Source organism: Streptomyces longisporoflavus (assembly GCF_014649775.1).
GTDB lineage: Bacteria > Actinomycetota > Actinomycetes > Streptomycetales > Streptomycetaceae > Streptomyces > Streptomyces longisporoflavus.
In genome coordinates this window covers 218,618-240,633 of the sequence record NZ_BMTR01000003.1, presented here as the reverse complement: position 1 = coordinate 240,633, position 22,016 = coordinate 218,618, and the positions used below count along the sequence as shown (strand labels likewise).

The window sequence follows — 22,016 nt, the reverse complement described above, 5'->3', positions numbered from 1 at the left end:
ATCGGGCGGGTGGGCGAAAGAGCTCGTTCGCCCGGGACCGGACGCGGGGCAATCGGGCGGGTGGGCGGGAAAGCTTGTCCGGTCAGGGGGCGATGCGGGGTTGCGGGCGGGTGGGTGGGAGGGGCTGTTCCGGCAGCGGCAGCAAGCCCTCGCGGCGATGGGCGCGGTACTGGGACAGGAGGGCGGCCTCGTCCGCCGGGGTCAGACGGCGGTAGGCTCCCGCCCCCGGGCGCCACCAGACCGGGTCCCCGCAGCGAAAGCCCTCCCGGCGAAGGAGCGAGCGGGCCACCTTATTGGTGGCCGTAACCGGCATCCGCCCCACCACCCGTACAAAGCGGGGCGCCATCTTCGTCCCCAGATCCGGCTGGGAGAGCAGGAACTCCGCGAAGGCCGGCGGGTCGAAGTCGACCCCCGGCCGCGGGGAAATCGCCGCCATCACCTGATCCCCCGCCACAGGATCCGGCACCGCGTACACCGCCACCGCCGCCGCACCCTCCCACCGCGCCAGGATGTTCTCGATCACCGCCGCCGCCAGGTTCTCGCTGTCCACGCGAAGCCGGTCGTCCGTGCGCCCCGCGAAGTAGAAGAAGCCCTCCGCGTCGCGGTAGAAGAGGTCCCCCGTCCAGTACCAGCCGTCCCGCAGCCGCGCCGCATCCGCCTCCGTGTTGCGCCAGTACCCCTCGAAGGGCGTCCGGCCCTTGTTCACCAGCTCCCCTATCGCCGCGTCCCCGTTCAGCAGCCGCCCCTTTGCGTCGAAGGAGGCGGGCGGGCACTCCTCCCGCGTACCGGCGTCCACCACGGCGAGCCGGCTCCCCGGCACCGGGAGCCCGATCGCCCCGGCCGGCGTATCCGGCGTCCGCTGGATCGCCGCGCCGCCCTCCGAGGACCCGTACCCCTCGACGAGCCGCACCCCGAACCGCTTCTCGAACCGCGCGGCATCCACCGCCCCGGCCTCCGTGCCGAAGCCCATCCGGAGGGGATTCGACCCGTCGTCGGCCTTCTCCGGCGTGGCAAGGAGGTACTGCACCGCCCGGCCCACGTACGTGAAATACGTCGCCCCATAAGCCCGTACGTCGTCCAGGAACGCCGAGGCCGAGAACCGCCGCCGCAACGCCACCCCCGCCCCGGCCGCCAGGGCGGGCGCCCAGTCCGCGATCACCGCGTTGCCGTGGAACATGGGCATGCAGATGTAGTGGACCCCGTCGGGGCCCAGCCGGAAGTGGTCGGCGAGGGACCGGCCCGCGGCCGCGAGGCGGCCCTGGCTGCAGATGGCGGCCTTGGGGGCGCCGGTCGAACCGGAGGTGAAGTAGAGCAGCATGCGGCTCGCCGGAGTCACGGTTCCCGCCGTCTCCGGGCGCGCGTCGGCGTAGGGCGCGAGCAGTTCCGCGTACGCATCCGTGTCCGTCACCAGGATGCGTACGCCCGGCAGTTCGAGGCCGTCGACGAGCGCCAGCTGCGCCCGTTCCGTGATCAGGACGCCGCAGTCCGTGTGCATGATGTCGCGGGCGAGTTCCGCACCCCTGCGGGTGGGGTTGATGCCCGCCACCGCCGCACCCGCGAGCGCCGCCGCGCTCAGCCACAGGGGGTACTCGGGGGTGTTGTCGAGCAGCACGCCGACGTGCGGTTCGGCCCCTCTCGGCAGCAGGTCGGCAAGGAGTGCCGCCCTCGCCGCCGCGCCCGCCGCGACCTGGTGGTGGGTCAGCGACCGCTGCTCGAAGCGCAGTCCCGGACGGTGGTCACCCCAGCGCGCCTGTACGAGTTCCGCGACGGTACTTCCGGTGGACTCCATGGCCGCGCACCATAACTGATGGCCCATCAGATTAGGAGAGCATGTGCGGCCGGGCACAGAGCCGCGCACGCCGTCCCGTACGCGGACGACGTGCGCGGCACCCAGCGGCGGGGAAGACCGCTCAGAACTTGACGTCGGAGCAGGCGTAGAACGCGTTCGCCGTGTCGTGGACCGTCCATACCGCGACGATCACGTGGTGTCCGCTCCTGCCGCCGGGGATCGCCCCGGAGTGCGAGAGCGTGGCGGGCGGCTGCTGGCCGTTGTAGGGGACGTTGAGGAACGGGGTCGTCTCGAGGGCGGCCCGCGTGATCGGCTTGCTCGCGTCCCAGCCCTGCTTGGTTATGTAGTACTTGAAGTCGGTGGTGCGGTGGCGTGCCGTGAACTGCCAGCGGAAGGTGTAGTTCTGACCGGCGCTGACGCTGGTCGTCGGCCAGGCGCCGCCGCCCGGCGCCTTCGGCTGGTTGAGCGAGTCGAAGCCGCCGACGCCGGCCGAGCAGATCTTGCCGTCGGCGGGACCGGACGCCGGGAAGCCCTTGGGGCCCTCGACGCTCTGGGGTTCGTACTGGATGGAACCGCAGCCGCTCACCGTGCCGTTGGCACAGTTGATCTGGCGGCTGGCCGGCAGGTCGGTGTAGCCGTGGCCGCTCGCGCCACCGGACGAGAGCGCGAGGGCCCCGACCGTCGTGGCGCCGAGCATGGCCGCGTACATCTTCTTGTTTCGCATGCTGCCGCTCCAGGGGAAACGTGGGGATTCCGTGAGCCGTGCGCGCGCCGCGGCACTGCGCCGCCGCGGGTGCGGGGCGCAGTGAAAGCAGGGGTCCTGCGGAGTTCTGCGGTCTAGACCAAGCCCAGATTATGGGCGGTAGTTGAACATGTCCATACCAATAGTGGAGACGATCCGGCCGCACCGATGACTTGACTTCTCCACGAGTTCACCGTTCGGGCCGTCGTTCGTCGCCACCCACGCCGCCGCCCCCTCGGCCGTCCGACCGCCCGCCAACTGCCGCTCGATCAGGCGCTGTTGACGTACCTCCGCAGGTGCGCGCACGTACCAGCACTCCGCCATCAGCTCCCGCGCCTCGCGCCAGCCGGGCAGATCGCAGGCCAGATAGTTCCCCTCGGTGACGACGAGCCGGGCCGTCGGCGGGACGCGATGCCGGGCTGCAATCGGCTCGTGGAGGGTGCGGTCGTAATCGGGTACGTAGATGTCGTGGCCGGTGTCCTGGAGCACACGGGTGAGGAGCGCGACGTATCCCCGGACGTCGAAGCTCGGCTCCGACCCCTTGCGGGAGGTGAGGGAGAGGCGCTCCAGCTGATCGTTCGAGAGGTGGAAACCGTCGAGCGGGAGATACGCGGCGCTCTCGCCGATCTCCTCCACCAGCGCCCGCGCGAACGTCGACTTGCCCGCGCCGGGCGGCCCCGCGATCCCGAGGAGGGCGCGGGGCCGGTCGGCGGTCAGCCGCAGGGCGTCCCGGGCGAGGGCGGTGAGGCCGGGGGTGTGGCCAGAGGCGTGACCGGGAGCGCGGCCAGTGGTGTGGTCAGTGTTGTGGTCGGGGGTGTGGTCATCGATCTCCATGCCCCGTATAGAACGCCACCGTCAGGTCCTTGACCAAGGCCTTGCGCTCGTAGTCGTCGAGCTCGACCAGCCCCCGGGTGGTCAGCCGGGTCACCGTGTCCTCGACGGAGTCCACCACCGAGGTGAGCACGCTGTCACGGTGCCGGGCATCCAGGGCGGCGACCCGGCGCAGGCGCATGGTGTCGGCGATCTCGGGGGCGTACTCGATACGGGTCGGCTGGGCCGAGAAGATCTGGATGCCCACCGGCTCGGTCTCCGCCGCGAGCATCCGGGTCAGCGCGTCGCCGACGGCCTCCGTGTCGCGCAGGGTCGGGGTGTCGTCGTGGAAGGCGTCGGCGGGCAGCCGGGACAGGACGCGTGCGGTCGCCGCCTCGACGCACTCGCGCAGATACTCCTGGTGGTCGGCGACCCCGAGCGTCGCCCGCGCCGCGTCCTTCACCCGCCAGACGACGAGGACGACGACGCGCAGCGCGACCCCGCTCCGGTCCACCGCGGGGATCGGCTCGCTGCGCCAGTGCCGGAGGCGTACGTCGACACGGCGGCGCAGGAGGAGCGGGTTGACCCACATCAGCCCGGTCCGGCGGACGCTGCCGCGGTACCGCCCGAAGAGGGTGAGGACCCACGCCGCGCCGACCCGGCCGCGGGCCAGCCCTCCGAAGCCGAAGAGCGCGAGCGCGCCCGATCCGGCGAGCGAGGCCCACTGCGCGAGGCCGAGTCCGGCATACGCGCCGTACCCCCCGTACCCCGCGTACCCGCCCGGCCGCGGCAATCCGGCCGCCCGCGCCACCGACTCGGGCAGCACCCCCGCCCACCACAGCGCGGCGGCGCACCCGGCGACCCCCGAGATCCCGCCGAGCACTCCGACCATGCCGGGCAGCACCCGCGCGGGCCGCTCGCCCAGTGCGGGGTCGACGTCGGGCAGGGGGCGGGCGACGGGCCTGGCCACGGGTTTGCGCGTGGCGCGGGGCTGCTCTCCGGTGCCCTGCCGGCGCCGCACCACGGCGGGCGACAGCGAAACCCCGGGGTCGGCCGGGTCGTCACGGAAGAGCAGATGGACGGGGATCTCGGTGGTGGCCTCGCTCTGGATCAGGCGGGGCGAGCGGGCGGCCGGTTCCGGAGCGCCTGCGACCTGCGGGTCCTCGGGCTGGGGTGTCTGTGACCGTGATGCCGCTGTCGCACTCATCCTTGCCTCCGCCTCATACGTGCCTCCGCGTCATACGTGCCTCGATCTCATACGTGCCTCGGTCTCACCCGTGGCCGGGTCTCTCTTGTGACCGGGTCTCACCCGTGACCAGGGCTCGTGCGCGCCCGGGTGTCACCCGTGCCCAGGTCTCATACGTGCCCGGGTGTCACCCGTGCCCAGGTCTCATACGTGCCCAGGTCTCATACGTGGCCGGGTGTCGTACGTGACCCGGTCACATACGCAGCCGGTCCCACAAGAGCCCCGCCGCCCCTCACCCGAACAACCGCCGCCAGGTCTCCGGGCCCGGATAGCCGTCCGCCGCCTTGCCCCGCCAGCCCTGGGCCCGCTGGAACGCCTCGACGTTGCGGCGGTCGCTCTCGGTCCACTGCGGGCCGGGACCCCGGGCGTAGTGCTTGCCGAAGCCCTTCTTCACCAGTTGCTTGCCGAGCAGCTCGATGGACGGGCTCGACCGGCCGGGGCGGAACACCCCGCTGCCGGGGTACGCCGGAGCCCGGCCCTGGCTGCCGCTGTCACCACCGCTCCCGCTCCCGCTACCGCTGCCACCGCCGTCCGCCGCCGGGATGTCGCGGCCCTTGCCCGTCATCAGGTAGGACCACGTCGCGGGACCCGGCAGGCCGTCCGCGTCCTTGCCCCGCCAGCCCTGCGCCCGCTGGAACGCCTGCGTGGCCCGGCGGTCCGCCTCGCTCCAGCGCGGGCCCGGCCCGGAGGTGTAGAAGCGGGCGCCGCCCCGCCGGACCAGGGCCTTGCCCAGCCGGGTGACGTACTCGTTGTCCACGCCGGGACCGAACGACGCCGCTCCGGGATAGGACGTCCCCGTACCCGGCCGCGAGGCACCCGGTGCGGCGCTCGTCACGCCCTTGTAGCGGTAGGCCACATAGCGGCTCGCATTGCTCCAATAGGCATAGGGAGTCGTCTGCTTACGGGCGTGCGGGCGGGTCTGCTCGTACGCGATGTATTTCGTACCGGCCTTATTCGCCCAGCCGCCGAAAATGGTGACGTGCGACCCCTTCTCGGGGTCCGCGGGATTGTGGAAGAGAAGCATGTCGCCGGGCTGCAGCTCTGCCTTCGTGACAGGCACCCCGTACTTGGCCAGGCTCCCCGTCCATTCATTGCCGCCGAGGTTCCAGGCCATGGAGACGAAGCCGGAGCAATCCTGCCGGTAGCCGTCGCTCCAGTACTTGCTCATGCTGTACGGCACCTTCGCCGCGACCCACGTCCCGGCGCGGGCGAGGATCGCGGCCCGCGTGATGGGCCGCGGCGCCGCAGCCGTGGGCCCCGGAGTACCCGCCGCGCCGGGCGCCCCGTGCAGCCCGCTCCTGCCGCCCTGCGGAGTACCGGAATCCGGATCCCCCCGCGGGTCCCCCGTCGGCCCCGCCCCCGGCCCCTCGTCCGAAAGAGTCCCCGAAAGAACCCCCGGGACAGCCCCCGGAGGAGCCCCCGGCACCGCACCCGGAAGCCGCCCCGCCTGCCGCCCCGCATCGGGCGCGGCCACCGCCGGCAGCGTCTGGCCGCCGCCGAGCACGGTGCCCGCCGCCGCGGCGACGACAAGGGCGCGCCGCGCTCCGTGCGCCGCCGGGTGGCCGCCGAGGCTCACGGGAAGCGTGTGGGCCATGACTCGTCGCCGGTGAATACATCCGGGGCAGTCGCAGTCGCTCCCGGGATCGAATTCCTCGAATACCGGAGCAACCTCCATGCGATTCCCGTCACACTCAAGGAAAGAATGCCTGCGTCGCATCTGCACAGTCGTCAGCTTCTCAACTGTCGGGCGATATCGCATGTTGACGGTCCGAATGATTGATACGCCCGCATTCACCATCCCCGCCGCCCCGCGGGGCCCGGCCCGGGCAAAGCCCGCCCGGGCCCCGGCACCAATGCGGCCCCGAGGACCCGGGGCCTCCGGTTGGTTCGGAGCACTCGTCCACGTCCGGTAGAGTTCTCCAGGTCAGCAGGCGCCGCTAGCTCAGTTGGTTAGAGCAGCTGACTCTTAATCAGCGGGTCCGGGGTTCGAGTCCCTGGCGGCGCACAGACAGCGAAAGCCCTCCGTTCACGCGGGGGGCTTTCGTGTTTCCCGTGCCAGGTGAACACGCGCCTTCCGCGCCGGGTCGATACCCGTGTCCGTACCGCTACCGTTGCGCCATGGCGCGCGACATACAGGAGCGGATCAAGAAGCTCATCATCGACCAGCGGCTTCCCTCGGGAGCCTCTCTGCCCACCGAGCCCGAACTGATGGAACGCCTCGGCGTCAGTCGGAACTCCGTGCGAGAGGCACTGAAGGCGCTGCAGGCGATGGGCATCGTGGAAATCCGGCACGGTTTCGGCACATATGTCGGACCCATGTCGATGGCTCCGATGATCGAGGGCCTCACCTTCCGCACGGTGGCAGGGCACTACCGCGGCGAGGACAGCCTGCTCCAGCTCCTGGAGCTGAGGGAGGCCGTGGAGACCGGGCTCATCGCCCGCCTCGCCGGCCGCATCCCGGCGGCGGACCTCGCCGAACTGGACGCCATCGTGGACCGGATGGACACCGAGACGGCGGCGGACGAAAGTCACAACGGACGGCCGGGCGCGGTGCGAACCGAAACCGACCGCGCATTTCACGCCACCCTCTACCGCTGCCTGGGCAACCCCCTGCTCGGCGAGGTTCTGGAGGCGTTCTGGGACGCCTTCCACAAGGTACGTACCGATTTGGTGGATATTCCGCAGGATCCCAAGGTCACCTGCCGCCAGCACCGCGAGATCCTCGACGCGGTCCGATCCGGCGACGTCCTCCGGGCCGAGCGGGCGATACGGGAACACTTCGGTAATATTCGAACGCGATTGAGCGCTCCTGTCCCAACAGGTAGCAATAGGTAACTCACATCGCTCGTATGACCGGTAAACCCCTTGCTTCGCTCTTGCGATCATGGCTAGGGGCGTAGAACCTTGTGCTGGAGCCACTGGCTCTCATGAGGCACGCGGTGCGGGGCAGTTGGGGGCCCGACCGGTAGCCCGCGGGGGGAAGGGGCGGGGGTCCCTTTCACGAACAGATGCCGAGGGGGGCATCATGCAACCGGAAGGTAGCTGTTCCATGTCTAAGGGGACGGTGGCCTGTCACTGATGCGTTCGTGAAGGTCGAGGGGGACCGGACCGGACGGAAGGACCAACGAACACGCGGGTGACCGCGTGCGGGGGGATGACTCATGACGTCGACGCCGACGGGCGCGCGGCCGGACGACCCGTCAGAGACGACGCAACTGCGGGTGCCGTCGCACAGGACAGGCGGGTTCAGGCGTATCAAGAAGGCACTGCCGAGATACGACTACGAGCACTACAGCCGTCTCGCGGGGCCGCTCACGCAGCCGGACCCGACCAAGCCGTACAAGGTGCAGTACCGCTCCCTGCTCTCGCAGGAGCCGCACCGGATCAGGGCCGCCCTGATGCTGGGGGCCGCGCCGCTGCTCTCCCTCGTGCTGCTGGCCTGGCTGCTCCAGCCGACGCACTGGACGAAGCGTGACTACGTCGCGAACGACTGGCTGCCGACGCTCGACGTCATCATGCTCATATCCATCGGCCTGATCGAGTTCTTCCGCTGCATGAACGTGCTGTCGAACGCGCACGCCACGCTCGTCGCACGTGACCCGATACCCGTGGTGCCCGAGACCGGCACCCGTGTCGCCTTCCTCACCTCCTTCGTGCCCGGCAAGGAACCCCTTGAGATGGTCACGAAGACCCTGGAGGCGGCCGTCAAGATCCGCCACCGCGGTCTGATGCACGTCTGGCTCCTCGACGAGGGCGACGACCCCGCCGTCAAGGAAGTCTGCCTGCGGCTCGGCGTGCACCACTTCTCCCGCAAGGGCGTGGCGAAGTGGAACATGAGCAAGGGCCCGCACCGCGCCAAGACCAAGCACGGCAACTACAACGCCTGGCTCGACGCGCACGGCGACGACTACGACTACTTCGCATCGGTCGACACCGACCACGTCCCGATGCCCAACTACCTCGAGCGGATGCTCGGCTTCTTCCGCGACGAGAACGTCGGCTTCGTCATCGGCCCGCAGGTCTACGGCAACTACGACAACTTCATCACGAAGGCCGCCGAGTCCCAGCAGTTCCTCTTCCACGCCCTGATCCAGCGCGCGGGCAACGCCTACGGCTCCCCCATGTTCGTCGGCACGAGCAACGCCGTACGCATCAGCGCCCTGAAGCAGATCGGCGGTCTGTACGACTCGATCACCGAGGACATGGCGACGGGCTTCGAGATCCACCGCGCCACGAACCCGAAGACCGGCAAGAAGTGGAAGTCGGTCTACACGCCGGACGTGCTCGCTGTCGGTGAGGGCCCCAACGCCTGGACGGACTTCTTCACGCAGCAGCTGCGCTGGTCGCGGGGGACGTACGAGACCATCCTGAAGCAGTTCTGGAAGGCGCCGTTCTCGCTGCCGCCCGGCCGCCTCTTCAACTACACGATGATGGTCATCTTCTACCCGATGTCCGCCATGAACTGGATCCTGGCCGCGCTCTCCTGCGCGCTGTTCCTCGGCATGGGCGCATCCGGCGTGAACATCGACCCGACGATCTGGCTGATGCTGTACGGCAACGCGTCGGCGCTGCAGATCGGCCTCTACATCTGGAACCGCCGCCACAACGTTTCGCCGCACGAGCCCGAGGGCTCCGGCGGTATCGCGGGCATGGTGATGTCGGCCCTCTCCGCGCCGGTCTACGCGCGCTCCCTGCTCGACGCCGCGCTGCGCCGCAAGAGCAAGTTCGTGGTGACTCCCAAGGGCGATTCGGCGAGCCCGGACACACTGTTCGGCACGTTCCGGATCCACCTGTTCTTCATTCTGGTCTTCGCGGGATCGATGGCCGCCGCGTTCGTCTTCGACCACGTCCACCCGGCGATGATCATCTGGGCCACGTTCGCCCTGCTGATCACGGCGGCGCCGATCTTCGCCTGGCGGTGGGGCATGCGCCAGGACAAGAAGAAGCGCAAGTCCCGGCACGGGGCGGGCTCTTCGGGGCCGCCGTCCGACGGGGGCCGGGGCCCGACGGTGCCGCAGCAGCGGGACGGCGATGCCACGGCCCGGCTGCCGCAGGCGCACGACGCCCCACAGGCGCCGCACGCACCGCATGCGCCGCAGCAGAAACCCAGCTGGGCGGCGAACGACCAGACCATGCAGATCGCCCTTGGGGGACGTAAGAAATGAAAGACCGCTCCAGCCGCCGCCGCGCCCGCCGCATCGCGATAGGCACGGCGGTGGTCATAGCGCTGGCCGGGATGAACGGCCCGTGGCTCTGGCGCGTGGGTTCCGAGAAGTACCACGACTACAAGATCAACAAGCCGGAGTACAAGGCCGACAACGGTCACTGGCAGGTCGTGAACTTCCCCGAGGAGTACCGCCAGAACACGATCCACGCGGCGCTCCTGCACACCGGCAAGATCCTGCTTGTCGCCGGCTCCGGCAACAACCAGAAGAACTTCGACGCCAAGAAGTTCGACACCCGCCTGTGGGACCCGGTCAAGAACACCATCAAGAAGATCAAGACGCCCGTCGACCTCTTCTGCACCGGCCACACCCAGCTGGCCAACGGCAATCTCCTGATCGCGGGCGGCACCCAGCGCTACGAGAAGCTCAAGGGCGACATCACCAAGGCCGGCGGCCTGATGGTGGTGCACAACGAAGACCCGGACAAGCCGATCACGCTGCCGGCGGGCACGAAGTTCACCGGCAAGAAGAACGGCAAGACGTTCGTCTCCAAGGACCCCGTCGTCGTCGAGCGCGCGAAGAAGATCTTCGACAAGCAGACCGGCGCGTTCGTGCGCAACGAACCGGGCCTCGGCCGGGTGTACGTGGAGGCGCAGAAGAGCGGCACGAAGTACGAGACGGGCACGCAGGACAACTACCGCGTGCAGGGCCTCAAGGGCGCCGCCACCCGCAACACGTACGGCATCGCGCAGAAGCTCGCCCTGGACAAGAAGGACTTCCAGGGGATCAAGGACGCCTTCGAGTTCGACCCGGTCGCCGAGAAGTACATCAAGGTCGACCCGATGAACGAGGCCCGCTGGTACCCCACGCTGACCACGCTCTCGGACGGCAAGGTGCTCAGCCTCTCCGGCCTCGACGAGATCGGCCAGCTGGTGCCGGGCAAGAACGAGATCTACGACCCGAAGACCAAGAAGTGGACCTACACCAAGCAGGTCCGCCAGTTCCCGACGTACCCCGCGGTCTTCCAGCTCCAGAGCGGCAGGCTCTTCTACTCGGGCTCGAACGCGGGCTACGGCCCCGATGACGTCGGCCGCAAGCCGGGCACCTGGGACCTAGAGGAAAAGGGCAGCTGGAAGGGGATTCCCGGGATGAGCGACCCGGATCTCCTGGAGACGTCCAACACGGTCGAACTGCCGCCCGCCCAGGACCAGAAGTACATGGTGATCGGCGGCGGCGGTGTCGGCGAGTCCAAGAAGTCCAGCAAGAAGACCCGCATCGTCGACCTTCTGGAAGACGACCCGAAGTTCGAGGACGGCCCCGAGCTGGAGAAGGGCACGCGTTACCCGCAGGCCTCGACCCTGCCGGACGACACGGTGCTCATATCCGGCGGCTCCGAGGACTACCGCGGCCGCAGCGACTCGAACATCAAGCAGGCGCGGATCTACGACGCCAAGACCGGCAACATGCGGCGGGTCGCGGACCCGGAGGTCGGCCGCAACTACCACTCGGGCTCGATCCTGCTGCCCGACGGCCGCGTGATGTTCTTCGGCTCCGACTCGCTCTACTCCGACAAGGCCAACACGAAGCCCGGCGAGTTCGAGCAGCGCATCGAGATCTACACCCCGCCGTATCTGTACCAGGGCTCGCAGCCCAAGCTCAGCGGCGGCCCGGAGGAGATCAGGCGGGGCGGGTCCGGGACGTTCAAGACCCAGCACGCCTCGTCCATCAAGACGGCCCGCCTTATCCGGCCCAGCGCTTCGACGCATGTCACGGACATCGACCAGACGTCCGTCGCGCTCGACCTGAAGAAGTCCGCGGACGGGGTCACGGTGACGATCCCGAAGGAGAAGAGTCTGGTGGAGTCGGGCTGGTACATGCTCTTCGTGACGGACGATCAGGGCACACCCAGCAAGGCCCAGTGGGTACACGTGCCGTAGCTCGCGTGGGCGCGCTCAGCGCGTGAAAAGCCGCAGTCGCGTCTGCTCGATTACTCAGCAGACGCGACTGCGGCTTTTCGTTGGTTGCTCGCGCAGTTCCCCGCGCCCCTAGCGGGCCGCCTTCGCCAGGCTCAGTGCGTACTCCGGCCACCACTCTCCGGCCTTGGGGCCACCCCGGCACGTGCCATCCGACTCTCCGGGGCGCTTGACCCAGAGATACGCGTCGACGAGCGGGTCGGAGGTCTTGGTGGTGGGCGTCTCGCCGAGCGCACGGCCCGGCGGGTTGCACCAAGTGTCCTTGCCCTTGGTGTACGCGCCGTTGCCGTTGCGCGCGGTGTCGATGACGAACGGCTTGTTGCCGATCTTCGCCGAGAGCTTCTTGCCGAACTCCGTGCTGGCCTCGGTGGTCTGGAAGTTCGAGACGTTCACCGAGAAGCCGTCGGCCTGCTCGACCCCCGACCACTTCAGGGGCTCCCAGAGCGAGTCGGGGTTCTTCCAGCCCGCGTTGCCCGCGTCCAGGTACACCTTGGTGTTCTTCAGGGACTTGAGCTTCTCGATGGCGCCCTTGAGGAGGTCGTAGCGCTCCTCGTGGAACTCCTCCGGCGTGCAGTTGTCGACCAGGTGGAGCACGGCGTCCGGCTCCAGGATGACCGTGGCCTTCCGGTCGCCGATGCCCTTGGCGACCTGGTCGATGAACGCCCTGTATTCGTTGCCGTCGGCCGCGCCGCCCTGCGAGTACTGGCCGCAGTCGCGGTGCGGGATGTTGTAGAGGACCAACAGAGCGTCGCGGTCGGCCTTCTCGGCGGCCTCGGTGAAGCCGCGCGCCTGGTCCTCCGCGTTCTCCGGGATGATCCATTCGGCGACCGGCTGCTCGGCGATCTTCCGGATCAGCTCGGCCTGGTCCTTCTTGCCGTCCTTCTCGTACGCGGCGACCTGCTTGGCCGCGTTGCCCTCGGGATTGACCCAGTACGGATCGGTGCCCTTCGGCTGCTGTTTGATCGGCTTCCCCGACGACTCCTCATTGCCCGAGCCGTCATCGGAGGAGCACCCCGACAGCAGTAGCGCAGCCCCCGCAAACGCCGCCGCAGCCTTCACCCCCCGGCCCGCGATCCGATGACCGCGGCCGGTGCCTTTGTGGTACATCCACTCCCCCTTGGGTGCACTGTCCGATTCTCAATCCTGACATACGCACTGTCGGCCCACGAGGGCCGCCCGTCGTCGGCGGATACCTGTTGGAGAGCTGTTACAGCACGGCGCCGGGGGGTAGGCGCAGGGAGCGGGGTGGCTCTCATGGGGAGGAGATCATGCGGGATCACACCTCTGAATTGCGACTGGCCGAAGCGCTGGTGGAGACCACGAACACCCTGCATGACGACTTTGATCCGGAGTTTTATCTGAGCCGGGTCGCGAGCCACTGCGTGGAGTTTCTGGGTGCGACCGCCGCCGGGGTGATCTTCGATGCCTCAGGGGCTCCCGCGGTGGCCGCCGGCGGTCACCCCAGGGAGCTGGCACTGGGTCTGCTCGGGGCCCAGCAGAGCGGCGGTCCCTGTGTGGAGAGCCTCGGCACGGGGCAGCTCGTGCCGCCGGTGCGGCTCTCCGTGGCCGGACCCGCGGCCCGCTGGCCGGAGTTCACCTCGCTCGCCCTGCGCCAGGGCATCGGGATGACGTACGCGGTTCCGCTCCGGCAGCGCGGGACGCTGCTCGGCGCGCTCAACGTGTTCCTGCCCGTGACCGCCAAGGCGCCGCAGCCCGAAGGGGAGTTGCGGCTGGCCCGGGTGATCGCCGACGCGGCCGCGCTCGGCCTGCACAACCACCGTGCCTACTCCGAGTACCGGATACTCGCGACGCAGCTCCAGGGCGCCCTGACCAGCCGCGTACGCATCGAACAGGCCAAAGGGATGCTCGCCGAACGCTGGCACACCGACGTGGACGAGGCCTTTGAGGCCCTGCGGCGGTACGCGCGTAGAGAACGGCTGGTCATGGACCTGGTCGCCAAGGAAGTGATCAAGGGGACGCTCGACGACGAGGCGCTGGGCGACAGCAGGTCCGAACCTTCCTGAGTGCCGTCCGGGGTCCTTTGCCGACTTCCGGGGTCCTTTGCCACCTGGGGAGATCACGGAGAGAAAGCGGATCACGACTTGGCGTCATTCCACCCCTAGGCTCAGGGGCTCATCCGTTCTAGAGTCGTCACAACGGCCCAAGCCCCCGGCCTGACCGTCCATCCCGTACTGCGGGGTTGGCCATCGAACCTCCCGCGCCGGCGCCGGGTTACTCCCGCAGCTCGTGCGCGCGCGGTCGAGGACCAGCCCGGTCGACGGCTCCGGGGGGAGCGGGCCGCCGACCGGGCCGGGTTGTCCCGACTCATGCGGAACTCGTACGCAACTCATACGGACACTGCCGGGCATTGCTACGGACACTGCCGGGCGCTGCCGGATGCGCGGACCGTTGACAGTGCCCGGAGCGCCCGGGACTCTCCGGGACGACAAGTACATACGTCGAGGCGGCAGTTGCCAGGCACCCGGCAGGAGGCCTTCGATATGTCACTGCACTCCGCGGCATCCCACACCGACGGCGCTGCGGCGAAGGCCGCCACCGTCCAGACCCGCGACTGGCTCGTCGCGTCGGCCGCCGTCATCGTCGCCCTGATCGCGCTCTACGCGGTCTTCGTCGACAACGGCTCGCTGATCTCGGCGACCGGCGGCTATCTGCACGAGTTCGCGCACGACGGCAGGCACCTCTTCGGTGCCCCGTGCCACTGACCGGACCGGTGACGGCCATGCCCTCCCCTGTACTGCCGCTGCTCGGCCGGGGTCTGGTGGCGGGCGCGGCGGCGGGGCTCGCGGCCGGGCTCTTCTCCCTGCTGCTCGCCGAGCCGCTGATGGACCGGGCGATCCGCGCCGAGGAGAAGCGGTCGGCGGCTCAGGAGCACGCGCGGGGAATGCACGGCACGGCGCAGCATCACGAGGAGTTGTTCGCGCGCTCGACGCAGCACGCGGGCCTGGTGGTCACCGCGGTCGTCGCCGGTCTGGCCGTCGGCGTCCTCTTCGCCGTGGCGTACGCCCTGGTGCACCGCCGCGATCCGCGCGCCGCCCCGTGGCCGCGCGCCCTCGTCTTCGCCGGCGCGGCCTTCGCCGCCGTCTCGCTGCTGCCCGGTCTGCGCTACCCGGCGAACCCGCCGGGCGTCGGCGACTCGGCCACGGTCGGCGAACGCCAGGCACTGTGGCTGGCGTCCGTCGCGATCGGCGTTCTCGGCATGTTCCTGGTCAGGCAGGTGTACGTACGCCTGTCGGCCAGAGCCGCACCGGTGCGGCAGATCGGGGCGGCCCTCACGGGGGTCGCCGTCCTCGCCGCTCTCTTCCTGCTCCCGGACAACCCCGATCCGGTCCCGGTCGACGCGGAGCTGCTCTGGGACTTCCGTGTCCTCTCGGTCGCCTCGCACGCCCTGCTGTGGGCCGTGCTCGCGGCGGTCTTCGGGGGCCTCGGCCTGCGGGCCGTCCGGGGAGGGGCCGCCAGGGGGGTCATCGCGGGCGCGAGAGCGGCGGGAGTGCCCTCGCGCCCCGGTGCCGCCCCCGGCACCTCCCCTACGGCCCCACCCCCGTGAGGTAGGCGGACACCACCACGTTCGCCGAGTACGTCCTGGTCTCCCGGTCGAACGTGCCGCCACAGGTGATCAGGCGGAGTTCGGCGCGGCCCTCCTTGTGGGGGCCGTATGCCTTCTTCGCGTCGAAGCGGTCCCGGCCGATGACCCGGACGTCGTCCACGGTGAACTCGGCGACCGAGCCGTCGTCGCGGGTGACCAGGACCTTCTCGCCGGGGCGCGCAGCGCTGAGGTCGTAGAAGACCGCGGGGCGCGTCTCGGTGTCGACGTGGCCCACGAACAGGGAGGTGCCGACGGCGCCGGGGCGCGTCCCGCCGCCGTACCAGCCGACGGAGCCCGCCTGCTCGAAGGGCGGCGGGTCGATGGCGCCGTCCTGGTCGAGCCCGCGGGTGAGCACGGGCGCCCGCACCTTCAGCGAGGGGACTTCGATGCGCTGCGGTCTGGCGGCGCCCAACGGCTCGTGCGCGTCCGGGAGTTCGACGCCGAACGGGCGGCCCACCGCCGCCACGTCACCGTTCGTGGGCTCCGAGACGCCGCCGCGTACGTCGGTGATCTCGCTGCCCCACAGCCAGAGCCCCACGAGCAGCAGCGCCCAGGCGACTCCGGTGAGGAATCGCCCGTGCCCCGTCGGCGTCTCCTGACCCGACATGTCGGTGGCCGCCCGTCACTCGGAGCGGCGCCGGCGGACACTGCGGAACGCCACGGCCACGGCCGCCACCCCGGCGAGCACCAGTCCGATCACCGCGTGCCAGGTGCCGGGGCCCGCCTCTTCGGCCTGCGCGGCCAGCTGCGCGGTGCCGTCACGCGCGGCGCCGCCGCCGCCCGCGCGGACCGGCGACACGGGCTCGGTGCGGTGCTGTACGACCCGTACGGTGCCCACGCCCTGGTGGGGGTGGCCGTCGCAGACGACGGTCACGTCGTAGGAACCGCTGACGCCGCCGCGGATCTTGGCGGAGCCGTTCAGCGCGTACTTGTCGCCGTCCCTGCCGGTGAGCTTCGCGTCGCCCTCGAAGGCGCCGGACCCCGCGGACCCCGTCGTCCCGTCGCAGCCCGTGACACTGATCTCCACGTCGGCCCCGGCAGCGGCGCTGGACGGGGTGACGGTGGCGTGCACTTTGTCCTGCTCATGGGCGTACGCGGGGGCCGTGACGGTGACGGGGAACGCGGCGAGGACGGCCGCCCCGGCTATGCCACGAAGGGTGAGTGATCCTCTACGCATCGTGAACCTCCTGTTCCGAGGTTCACGCGCGGCATCGGCGACCGCCTCCCGCATGCGGCAAACGGGTGACGTCAGACGCGTTCGACCAGGTCAGCGATGGAGTCCACGATGTTGGACGGGCGGAAGGGGTACTGGTCGATCTCCGCCCTGGTGGTGAGTCCCGTGAGGACGAGGAAGGTCTCCATCCCGGCCTCCAGACCGGCGAGGACATCGGTGTCCATACGGTCGCCGATCATGGCGCTGGTCTCGGAGTGCGCCCCGATGGCGTTGAGTCCGGTCCGCATCATCAGGGGGTTGGGCTTGCCGGCGAAGTACGGGCTCCGCTTCGTGGCCTTGGTGATCAGCGCGGCGACGGCGCCCGTGGCGGGCAGCGGCCCCTCCGTCGAGGGCCCGGTCTCGTCCGGGTTGGTGCAGATGAAGCGGGCCCCGCCGTTGATGAGGCGCACGGCCTTGGTCATGGCCTCGAAGGAGTACGTACGGGTCTCGCCGAGGACCACGTAGTCCGGGTCGTGGTCGGTCAGGACGTACCCGATGTCGTGCAGGGCGGTGGTCAGTCCCGCCTCGCCGATGACGTACGCCGTGCCACCGGGTCGCTGGTCGTCCAGGAACTTCGCGGTGGCGAGCGCCGAGGTCCAGATGTTCTCGACGGGGACTTCGAGGCCCATGCGGGTCAGACGGGCCTGGAGGTCGCGCGCGGTGTAGATGGAGTTGTTCGTCAGGACCAGGAAGGGCCTGCCGGACTCCCTGAGCCGCTTGATGAAGGAGTCCGCGCCGGGGATCGGAACGCCCTCGTGGATGAGCACGCCGTCCATGTCGGTGAGCCACGATTCGATGGGCTTGCGCTCTGCCATGGGGTGCACTCCTGCGTCTTCGATGAACGGGTGAGCTTGGGTGAGCTGTGGGGCGCCGGGACGGCTCTGTGCCGGCGCCCCACAGCCTAATCAGGATGCGGTGATCGTGAACCCCTCGATCATCTGGATGCCTGTCAGCTTCCCGTGGCCGACTTCCAGTCCTCGACGTACGCCGGGAGGTTCTTCGCGATGTCGGACCAGTCAGGCTCGAAGACCTCGACTCCGTCGACGATCTTGTCGAGGGCGACCGCGTTCGCGTCGGTGGCCTTGATGTCCTTGCGGGCCGCGAATCCGCCGCCGATCTCGCTGACCTGCTGCTGGGCCTTTTGCCCGAGCAGGTAGTCGAGGAACTTCTTGGCGTTGGCGGAGTGCGGGGCCTTGTTGACCAGGCCGGCGGCGTAGGGCAGCGCGAAGGTGGTGGGCTTGCCTCCCTGCTTGGCGGGGAACCAGATGCCGAGGTTCGGCATGTCCTTGGACTGGGCGTAGTTCATCTGGACGTCGCCGTTGGCGACGAGGAGTTCGCCCTTGTCGACCTTGGGCGCGAGCTTGCCGGTGGAGGCGGAGGGCCCGACGTTGTTCGTCTGGAGCTTCTTCAAGTAGTCCATGGCCGGCTTCTTGCCGCCGAAGTCGTGCATCGCCTTGATGAGCACGGCGGTTCCGTCGCCCGCGACACCGGGCGTGGAGTACTGGACCTTGTCCTTGTACGCGGGTTCGGTGAGGTCCTCCCAGGTCTTGGGGGGCTCGGGCGCCTTGCCGCCGCCGAGTTCCTTCTTGTTGTAGATGAAGCCGAAGTAGTTGTTCACGACGGAGGTCCACTTGCCGTCGGGGGCCTTGTCGGCGCCGTCCACCTGGTCGGAGCCCGCGGGCTCGTAGGCCTGGAGGAGGCCCTTGTCGTCGGCCTGCTGGATGAACGGCGGCAGGGTGATGATGACGTCGGCCTGCGTGTTGGACTTCTCGCGGACGGCGCGCTGCACCATCTCGCCGGAGCCGCCCTCGACGTAGTTCACCTTGATGCCGGTCTTCTTCTCGAAGTCCTTGAATACCTGGTCGTACCAGCCGTCGCCGTTCTCGCCCTTGAGGCCGTCGGCGCTGTAGACGGTGACCTCCTTGGCGTCGGACGCGGAGGATTCGCCGCCGCACGCGGTGAGGGAGCCTGCGAGGAGGAGGCTGCCGGAGACGGCGGCGAGCGTGCGGATCTGCGGGACGCGGGACATGACGCGGGATGCTCCTTGCGAAGGGGTGGAGACGGGGGTCAGCGGTAGGAGGCGCGGGTGCGGACGCGGGAGACGCCGAAGAGGACGAGCAGCGTCGCCGCCATCAGGACCACCGCGACGGCGGCGCCGGTGAACAGGGAGCCGCGGTCGGTGGCCGCGTAGATCTGCACGGGCAGCGGCAGCCAGTCCGGCGGGTAGAGCATCATCGTGGCGCTCAGTTCGCCCATGGAGAGCGCGAAGCAGAGTCCGGCGGCCGCGTTGAGCGACGGCAGCAGGAGCGGGAGCTTCACCTTCCACAGGACGTACGAGGGCCGGGCGCCGAGCGAGGCGGCGGCCTGTTCGTACGCCGGGTCGAGGCGGACGATCGCAGCCGATACGGACTGGTAGGCGAACGCCGTGACAAGAATGGTGTGCGCGAGGATCACGATCCAGCGCGTGCCGTTGAGGATCATCGGCGGCTTGCTGAACGCCACGAGGACCGCGAGCCCGACGACGACGGAGGGCACGGCCACCGGCAGCATGAAGAGGGTGTCGAGCACCCTCTTGCCTCCGTTCTTCAGCGAGGCCGCGGCGAGCGCCGCCCACGACCCGACGGCAAGAGCGAGCAGGCTCGCGCTGACGGCGGTGACCAGGCTGGTGGTGAGCGCCGTGAGCGATTCACCGCGGGTGGCGGCCTCGTAGTGCCCGGTGGTGAATCCGGACGGAAAAGCGCCGGACCAGTGCGCCGAGAACGACGCGGCCAGGATCACCAGGAGCGGCAGCGCGAAAAGGGGCAGGAAAAGGACGAGGAAGAGGGCCCAAGTGGCCAGCTTCCCCTTGCGGCTATGCACCAACACGACGGCTCACCACCCGGTAGAGACCGTAAAGGCCCACGGAGATCGCGACGTTGACCACGGCGACGACGCAGGCCGCCGGATAGTCGGATTCGAGAATTGCCTTGCTGTAGACGAGCATGGGAAGGGTCGTGACCCCTTTCGCCCCGGTGAAGAGGACGATCCCGAACTCGTTGAGACACATCACCAGTACGAGGCTGCCGCCGGCGGCGAGGGCGGGCAGCGCCTCGGGCAGGATGACCCGCCGGACGATACGGCCCGGCTTCGCCCCGAGGCTCGACGCGACTTCCAGTTGCGCGGTGTCGATCTGCGAGAAAGCGGCGAGCAGCGGGCGCATCACGAAGGGCGTGAAGTACGTGATCTCGGCGAGGAGAACGCCCCACGGGGTGGTGAGGAACTGAAAGGGCCCCTCGGCGGCGCCGGTCGCGTCCGTCCACATTCCGTTCGCCATGCCCTTGGTGCCGTAGATGAACAGCAGGGCGAGGGTGATGAGAAAGGACGGAAAGGAGAGGAAGACGTCGATGAACCGGGCGACGGCTCTCCCGCCGGGAAACGGCACGAAGGCGATGATCAGCGCGAGCGCGAACCCCAGCACGAGACATCCGGCGGTGGCCCCGACGGCCAGCCACACGGTGGTCCCGAGCGCCTCCCGGAACGCTTCGGAGGCGAAGACGTCGGAGTAGGGCTGAAGCGAGGTCCCGCCGGTGTCGGGCTGGACCGACTGCTGGACGACGAGGGCGAGAGGGTAGAGAAAGAAGAGGGCGAGGAGAGCGACAGGGGGAAGGGCCCATATCCACCCCGGGGTCTTCGGCGGAGGTTTGTCCTTCCCGGCCCGCACGGTCAGCGTGGCGCTAGCCATCGGTCACCCCCGCACCCAGCAGCACCGCGTCCTCCGGCGCGAAATGCAGGGTGACCTCGTCCCCGATCCCCGGCGGAGTCCGGAGTTCCCGCAGGTCCGCCTTGACCCGCTCCCCGGCGACATCCACGTACAGCCGGTGGGTGGCCCCCCGCCACTGCACCTCGGCGACCCTCCCGGAAAGGGCGTTGGGGCCGTCCCCGAGCCCGACCAGATGCGGCCGCACGCACAGCGTGGCCGTGGCTCCCTGAGCCACGTCCCCCGTATCGACCTTCAGATCAGTGGCGCCGAAAGAGACGGCACCGGACCCCACCCGCACCGGAAGGAGATTCGCGTTCCCCACGAAGGACGCCGTGAATTCGGTCCGGGGAGCCCGGTAAAGCTCCTGCGGAGTACCGCAGTCCTTGAGCCGGGCCTTGTCCATGACGGCGATGCGATCCGCGAGAGTGAGCGCCTCGACCTGATCGTGAGTGACATACAGAATGGAGACGTCCGGCAATTCCCGGTGCAATCGGGCGAGTTCCCCCAGCATCCCCGACCGCAACTGCGCGTCGAGCGCGGAAAGCGGCTCGTCGAGCAGCAGAACCCCCGGCCGGATGGCCAGCGCCCGCGCAATCGCGACCCGTTGCTGCTGCCCGCCGGAGAGCTCCCGGGGAAACCGCCGCGCGTACGAGGCCATCCCCGTCATGTCGAGCGCCTCGGCGACCCGCCCCGGAATCTCGGACTTGGGCACCTTCTGCGCCTTCATGCCGAAGGCGACGTTCTCGGCGACCCGCATGTGCGGAAAGAGCGCGTACTGCTGGACGACCATCCCGATGCCCCGCTGGTGCGGCGGCAGGCCGGTGACATCGCGCTCCCCGATGAACACCCGCCCGGAGGCCGGCCGCACGAACCCGGCGACGGCCCGCAGCGCGGTCGTCTTGCCCGAGCCCGAGGGGCCGAGCAGGGCCATGACCTCGCCGGGCTCGACGGTCAGGTCGAGCGCGTCGAGGACGGTGTTCTTGCCGTAGGCGACCGAGACGCGGTCGAAGCGGATGCCGCTGCTCATGCCCCGACACCCCGGAGGACGGCGGGCAGCTCGGCGACGCTTGCGAGTACGTGCGTCGCGCCGGCGGCCCGCAGCGCCGCGTCGTCGTGCGCCCCCGTGAGCACCCCGGCGACGACCGAGGCGCCGGCTCGTACGCCGCTGAGCATGTCGTACGCCGTGTCGCCCGCGACGGCGATCCGCCGGACGTCGTCCACCGCGCCCGTCCGCAGGAAGGCACCGAGGATCATGTCTGGGTAGGGCCGCCCCCGGCCTCCCGCGTCGGCGGGGCACATCGTCAGTTCGACCAGGTCACGCCAGCCGAGGACGTCCAGGATGGCGTCCTGCGTGACGCGGGCGAACCCGGTGCTGAGCACCACGGTCCGTCCCTCGTCCCGCAGCTCCTCGATGGCCTCCCTGGCCCCGGCGACAGGGGCGATCCTGCCGCCCTCGACGAGATTCCCGTACGCCTTCTCGAAGGCCCCGTTGGCGCGCTGGGCAAAGGCCTCGTCCCCGAACAGATGCCGGAAGACGGAGATCTTCGACTCGCCCATGGTGGCGCGTACGTAGTCCAGCTTCTCCGCGTGGTCGGCGGAGCCCGGCTCGACGCCGAGTTCCCGCGCGGCGGCGGAGAAGGCCTCCTCGACGAGGCCGCCGTCCGCGACGGTCGTACCGGCCATGTCCAGGACGACGAGCCCGCAGCGCTCGTTCACCGTGCCGTCTCGCATTTCC

The 22,016-nt window shown here is 69.7% G+C and carries 20 protein-coding genes and 1 tRNA gene; 7 read left to right on the top strand and 14 right to left on the bottom strand.

Annotated features, from left to right (window positions below):
• Positions 1 to 82 precede the first annotated feature (82 nt).
• The 5 genes from IE226_RS07750 to IE226_RS07730 form a co-directional block, all read right to left on the bottom strand.
• Positions 83 to 1,789 carry an AMP-binding protein gene (locus IE226_RS07750; RefSeq protein WP_190080285.1) on the bottom strand — a complete coding sequence of 569 codons (1,707 nt, stop codon included), beginning with the start codon at positions 1,787 to 1,789 and terminating at the stop codon, positions 83 to 85.
• 121 nt (positions 1,790 to 1,910) lie between these two features.
• Positions 1,911 to 2,513, bottom strand: a complete 603-nt coding sequence (locus IE226_RS07745; protein ID WP_190080284.1) for a lytic polysaccharide monooxygenase auxiliary activity family 9 protein — start codon at positions 2,511 to 2,513, stop codon at positions 1,911 to 1,913.
• Positions 2,514 to 2,642: 129 nt separating this feature from the next.
• On the bottom strand, positions 2,643 to 3,365 hold the full coding sequence (locus IE226_RS07740; protein ID WP_190080283.1) for a nucleoside/nucleotide kinase family protein: 723 nt from the start codon (positions 3,363 to 3,365) through the stop codon (positions 2,643 to 2,645).
• Entirely contained in the window at positions 3,352 to 4,548 is a 1,197-nt protein-coding gene (locus tag IE226_RS07735) for an SPFH domain-containing protein (protein WP_190080282.1), read from the bottom strand. The genes IE226_RS07740 and IE226_RS07735 overlap by 14 nt, the downstream gene beginning before the upstream one ends.
• A gap of 271 nt (positions 4,549 to 4,819) precedes the next feature.
• Positions 4,820 to 6,262, bottom strand: coding sequence for a peptidoglycan-binding protein (locus IE226_RS07730; RefSeq protein WP_190080281.1), 1,443 nt, complete (start codon positions 6,260 to 6,262; stop codon positions 4,820 to 4,822).
• Between the two features lie 256 nt (positions 6,263 to 6,518).
• Here IE226_RS07730 and IE226_RS07725 point away from each other — a divergent pair.
• The 4 genes from IE226_RS07725 (at position 6,519) to glxA (ending at position 11,689) form a co-directional block, all read left to right on the top strand.
• Positions 6,519 to 6,592, top strand: a tRNA-Lys gene (locus IE226_RS07725).
• A gap of 113 nt (positions 6,593 to 6,705) precedes the next feature.
• Positions 6,706 to 7,422 (top strand): FadR/GntR family transcriptional regulator, encoded by a 717-nt coding sequence (locus tag IE226_RS07720; RefSeq protein WP_190080280.1) that lies wholly within the window; start codon positions 6,706 to 6,708, stop codon positions 7,420 to 7,422.
• Positions 7,423 to 7,748: 326 nt separating this feature from the next.
• On the top strand, positions 7,749 to 9,752 hold the full coding sequence (locus IE226_RS07715; RefSeq protein WP_190080279.1) for a glycosyltransferase family 2 protein: 2,004 nt from the start codon (positions 7,749 to 7,751) through the stop codon (positions 9,750 to 9,752).
• On the top strand, positions 9,749 to 11,689 hold the full coding sequence (glxA, locus tag IE226_RS07710) for a radical copper oxidase GlxA (RefSeq protein WP_190080278.1): 1,941 nt from the start codon (positions 9,749 to 9,751) through the stop codon (positions 11,687 to 11,689). Before IE226_RS07715 ends, glxA begins: the two co-directional genes overlap by 4 nt.
• Before the next feature lie 108 nt (positions 11,690 to 11,797).
• On the opposite strand, the gene IE226_RS07705 is transcribed toward glxA, so the two are convergent.
• Positions 11,798 to 12,832, bottom strand: coding sequence for a glycoside hydrolase family 6 protein (locus IE226_RS07705; RefSeq protein ID WP_190080277.1), 1,035 nt, complete (start codon positions 12,830 to 12,832; stop codon positions 11,798 to 11,800).
• Between the two features lie 161 nt (positions 12,833 to 12,993).
• On the opposite strand from IE226_RS07705, the gene IE226_RS07700 reads away from it, so the two are divergent.
• The 3 genes from IE226_RS07700 to IE226_RS07690 all read left to right on the top strand — a co-directional run bounded on the left by IE226_RS07700 (position 12,994) and on the right by IE226_RS07690 (position 15,290).
• Complete coding sequence (locus IE226_RS07700) at positions 12,994 to 13,749, top strand: GAF and ANTAR domain-containing protein (protein ID WP_190080276.1); 756 nt, start codon at positions 12,994 to 12,996, stop codon at positions 13,747 to 13,749.
• Positions 13,750 to 14,226: 477 nt separating this feature from the next.
• Entirely contained in the window at positions 14,227 to 14,448 is a 222-nt protein-coding gene (locus IE226_RS07695; RefSeq protein ID WP_190080275.1) for a CbtB domain-containing protein, read from the top strand.
• A 17-nt stretch (positions 14,449 to 14,465) separates the two neighbouring features.
• Entirely contained in the window at positions 14,466 to 15,290 is an 825-nt protein-coding gene (locus IE226_RS07690) for a CbtA family protein (RefSeq protein WP_190080274.1), read from the top strand.
• On the opposite strand, the gene IE226_RS07685 is transcribed toward IE226_RS07690, so the two are convergent.
• From IE226_RS07685 to IE226_RS07650, 8 genes are all read right to left on the bottom strand, one after another.
• Positions 15,271 to 15,936 carry a class F sortase gene (locus tag IE226_RS07685; RefSeq protein WP_190080273.1) on the bottom strand — a complete coding sequence of 222 codons (666 nt, stop codon included), beginning with the start codon at positions 15,934 to 15,936 and terminating at the stop codon, positions 15,271 to 15,273. The genes IE226_RS07690 and IE226_RS07685 overlap by 20 nt on opposite strands.
• Before the next feature lie 15 nt (positions 15,937 to 15,951).
• Positions 15,952 to 16,506, bottom strand: coding sequence for a hypothetical protein (locus tag IE226_RS07680; protein WP_190080272.1), 555 nt, complete (start codon positions 16,504 to 16,506; stop codon positions 15,952 to 15,954).
• A gap of 71 nt (positions 16,507 to 16,577) precedes the next feature.
• Complete coding sequence (locus tag IE226_RS07675; RefSeq protein ID WP_190080271.1) at positions 16,578 to 17,357, bottom strand: HAD-IIA family hydrolase; 780 nt, start codon at positions 17,355 to 17,357, stop codon at positions 16,578 to 16,580.
• A 134-nt stretch (positions 17,358 to 17,491) separates the two neighbouring features.
• Positions 17,492 to 18,571 (bottom strand): 2-aminoethylphosphonate ABC transporter substrate-binding protein, encoded by a 1,080-nt coding sequence (locus IE226_RS07670; protein WP_190080270.1) that lies wholly within the window; start codon positions 18,569 to 18,571, stop codon positions 17,492 to 17,494.
• Positions 18,572 to 18,609: 38 nt separating this feature from the next.
• The gene (locus IE226_RS07665; RefSeq protein WP_190080269.1) at positions 18,610 to 19,407 is read right to left on the bottom strand and encodes an ABC transporter permease; all 798 of its coding nucleotides are present in this window, start codon (positions 19,405 to 19,407) and stop codon (positions 18,610 to 18,612) included.
• Positions 19,394 to 20,263: a 2-aminoethylphosphonate ABC transporter permease subunit gene (locus IE226_RS07660; RefSeq protein WP_190080268.1), complete on the bottom strand. Its 870-nt coding sequence runs from the start codon at positions 20,261 to 20,263 to the stop codon at positions 19,394 to 19,396. The genes IE226_RS07665 and IE226_RS07660 overlap by 14 nt, the downstream gene beginning before the upstream one ends.
• Positions 20,256 to 21,308, bottom strand: a complete 1,053-nt coding sequence (locus IE226_RS07655; protein ID WP_190080267.1) for an ABC transporter ATP-binding protein — start codon at positions 21,306 to 21,308, stop codon at positions 20,256 to 20,258. Before IE226_RS07655 ends, IE226_RS07660 begins: the two co-directional genes overlap by 8 nt.
• Positions 21,305 to 22,012, bottom strand: coding sequence for a phosphonatase-like hydrolase (locus IE226_RS07650; RefSeq protein ID WP_190080266.1), 708 nt, complete (start codon positions 22,010 to 22,012; stop codon positions 21,305 to 21,307). Before IE226_RS07650 ends, IE226_RS07655 begins: the two co-directional genes overlap by 4 nt.
• Positions 22,013 to 22,016 lie beyond the last annotated feature (4 nt).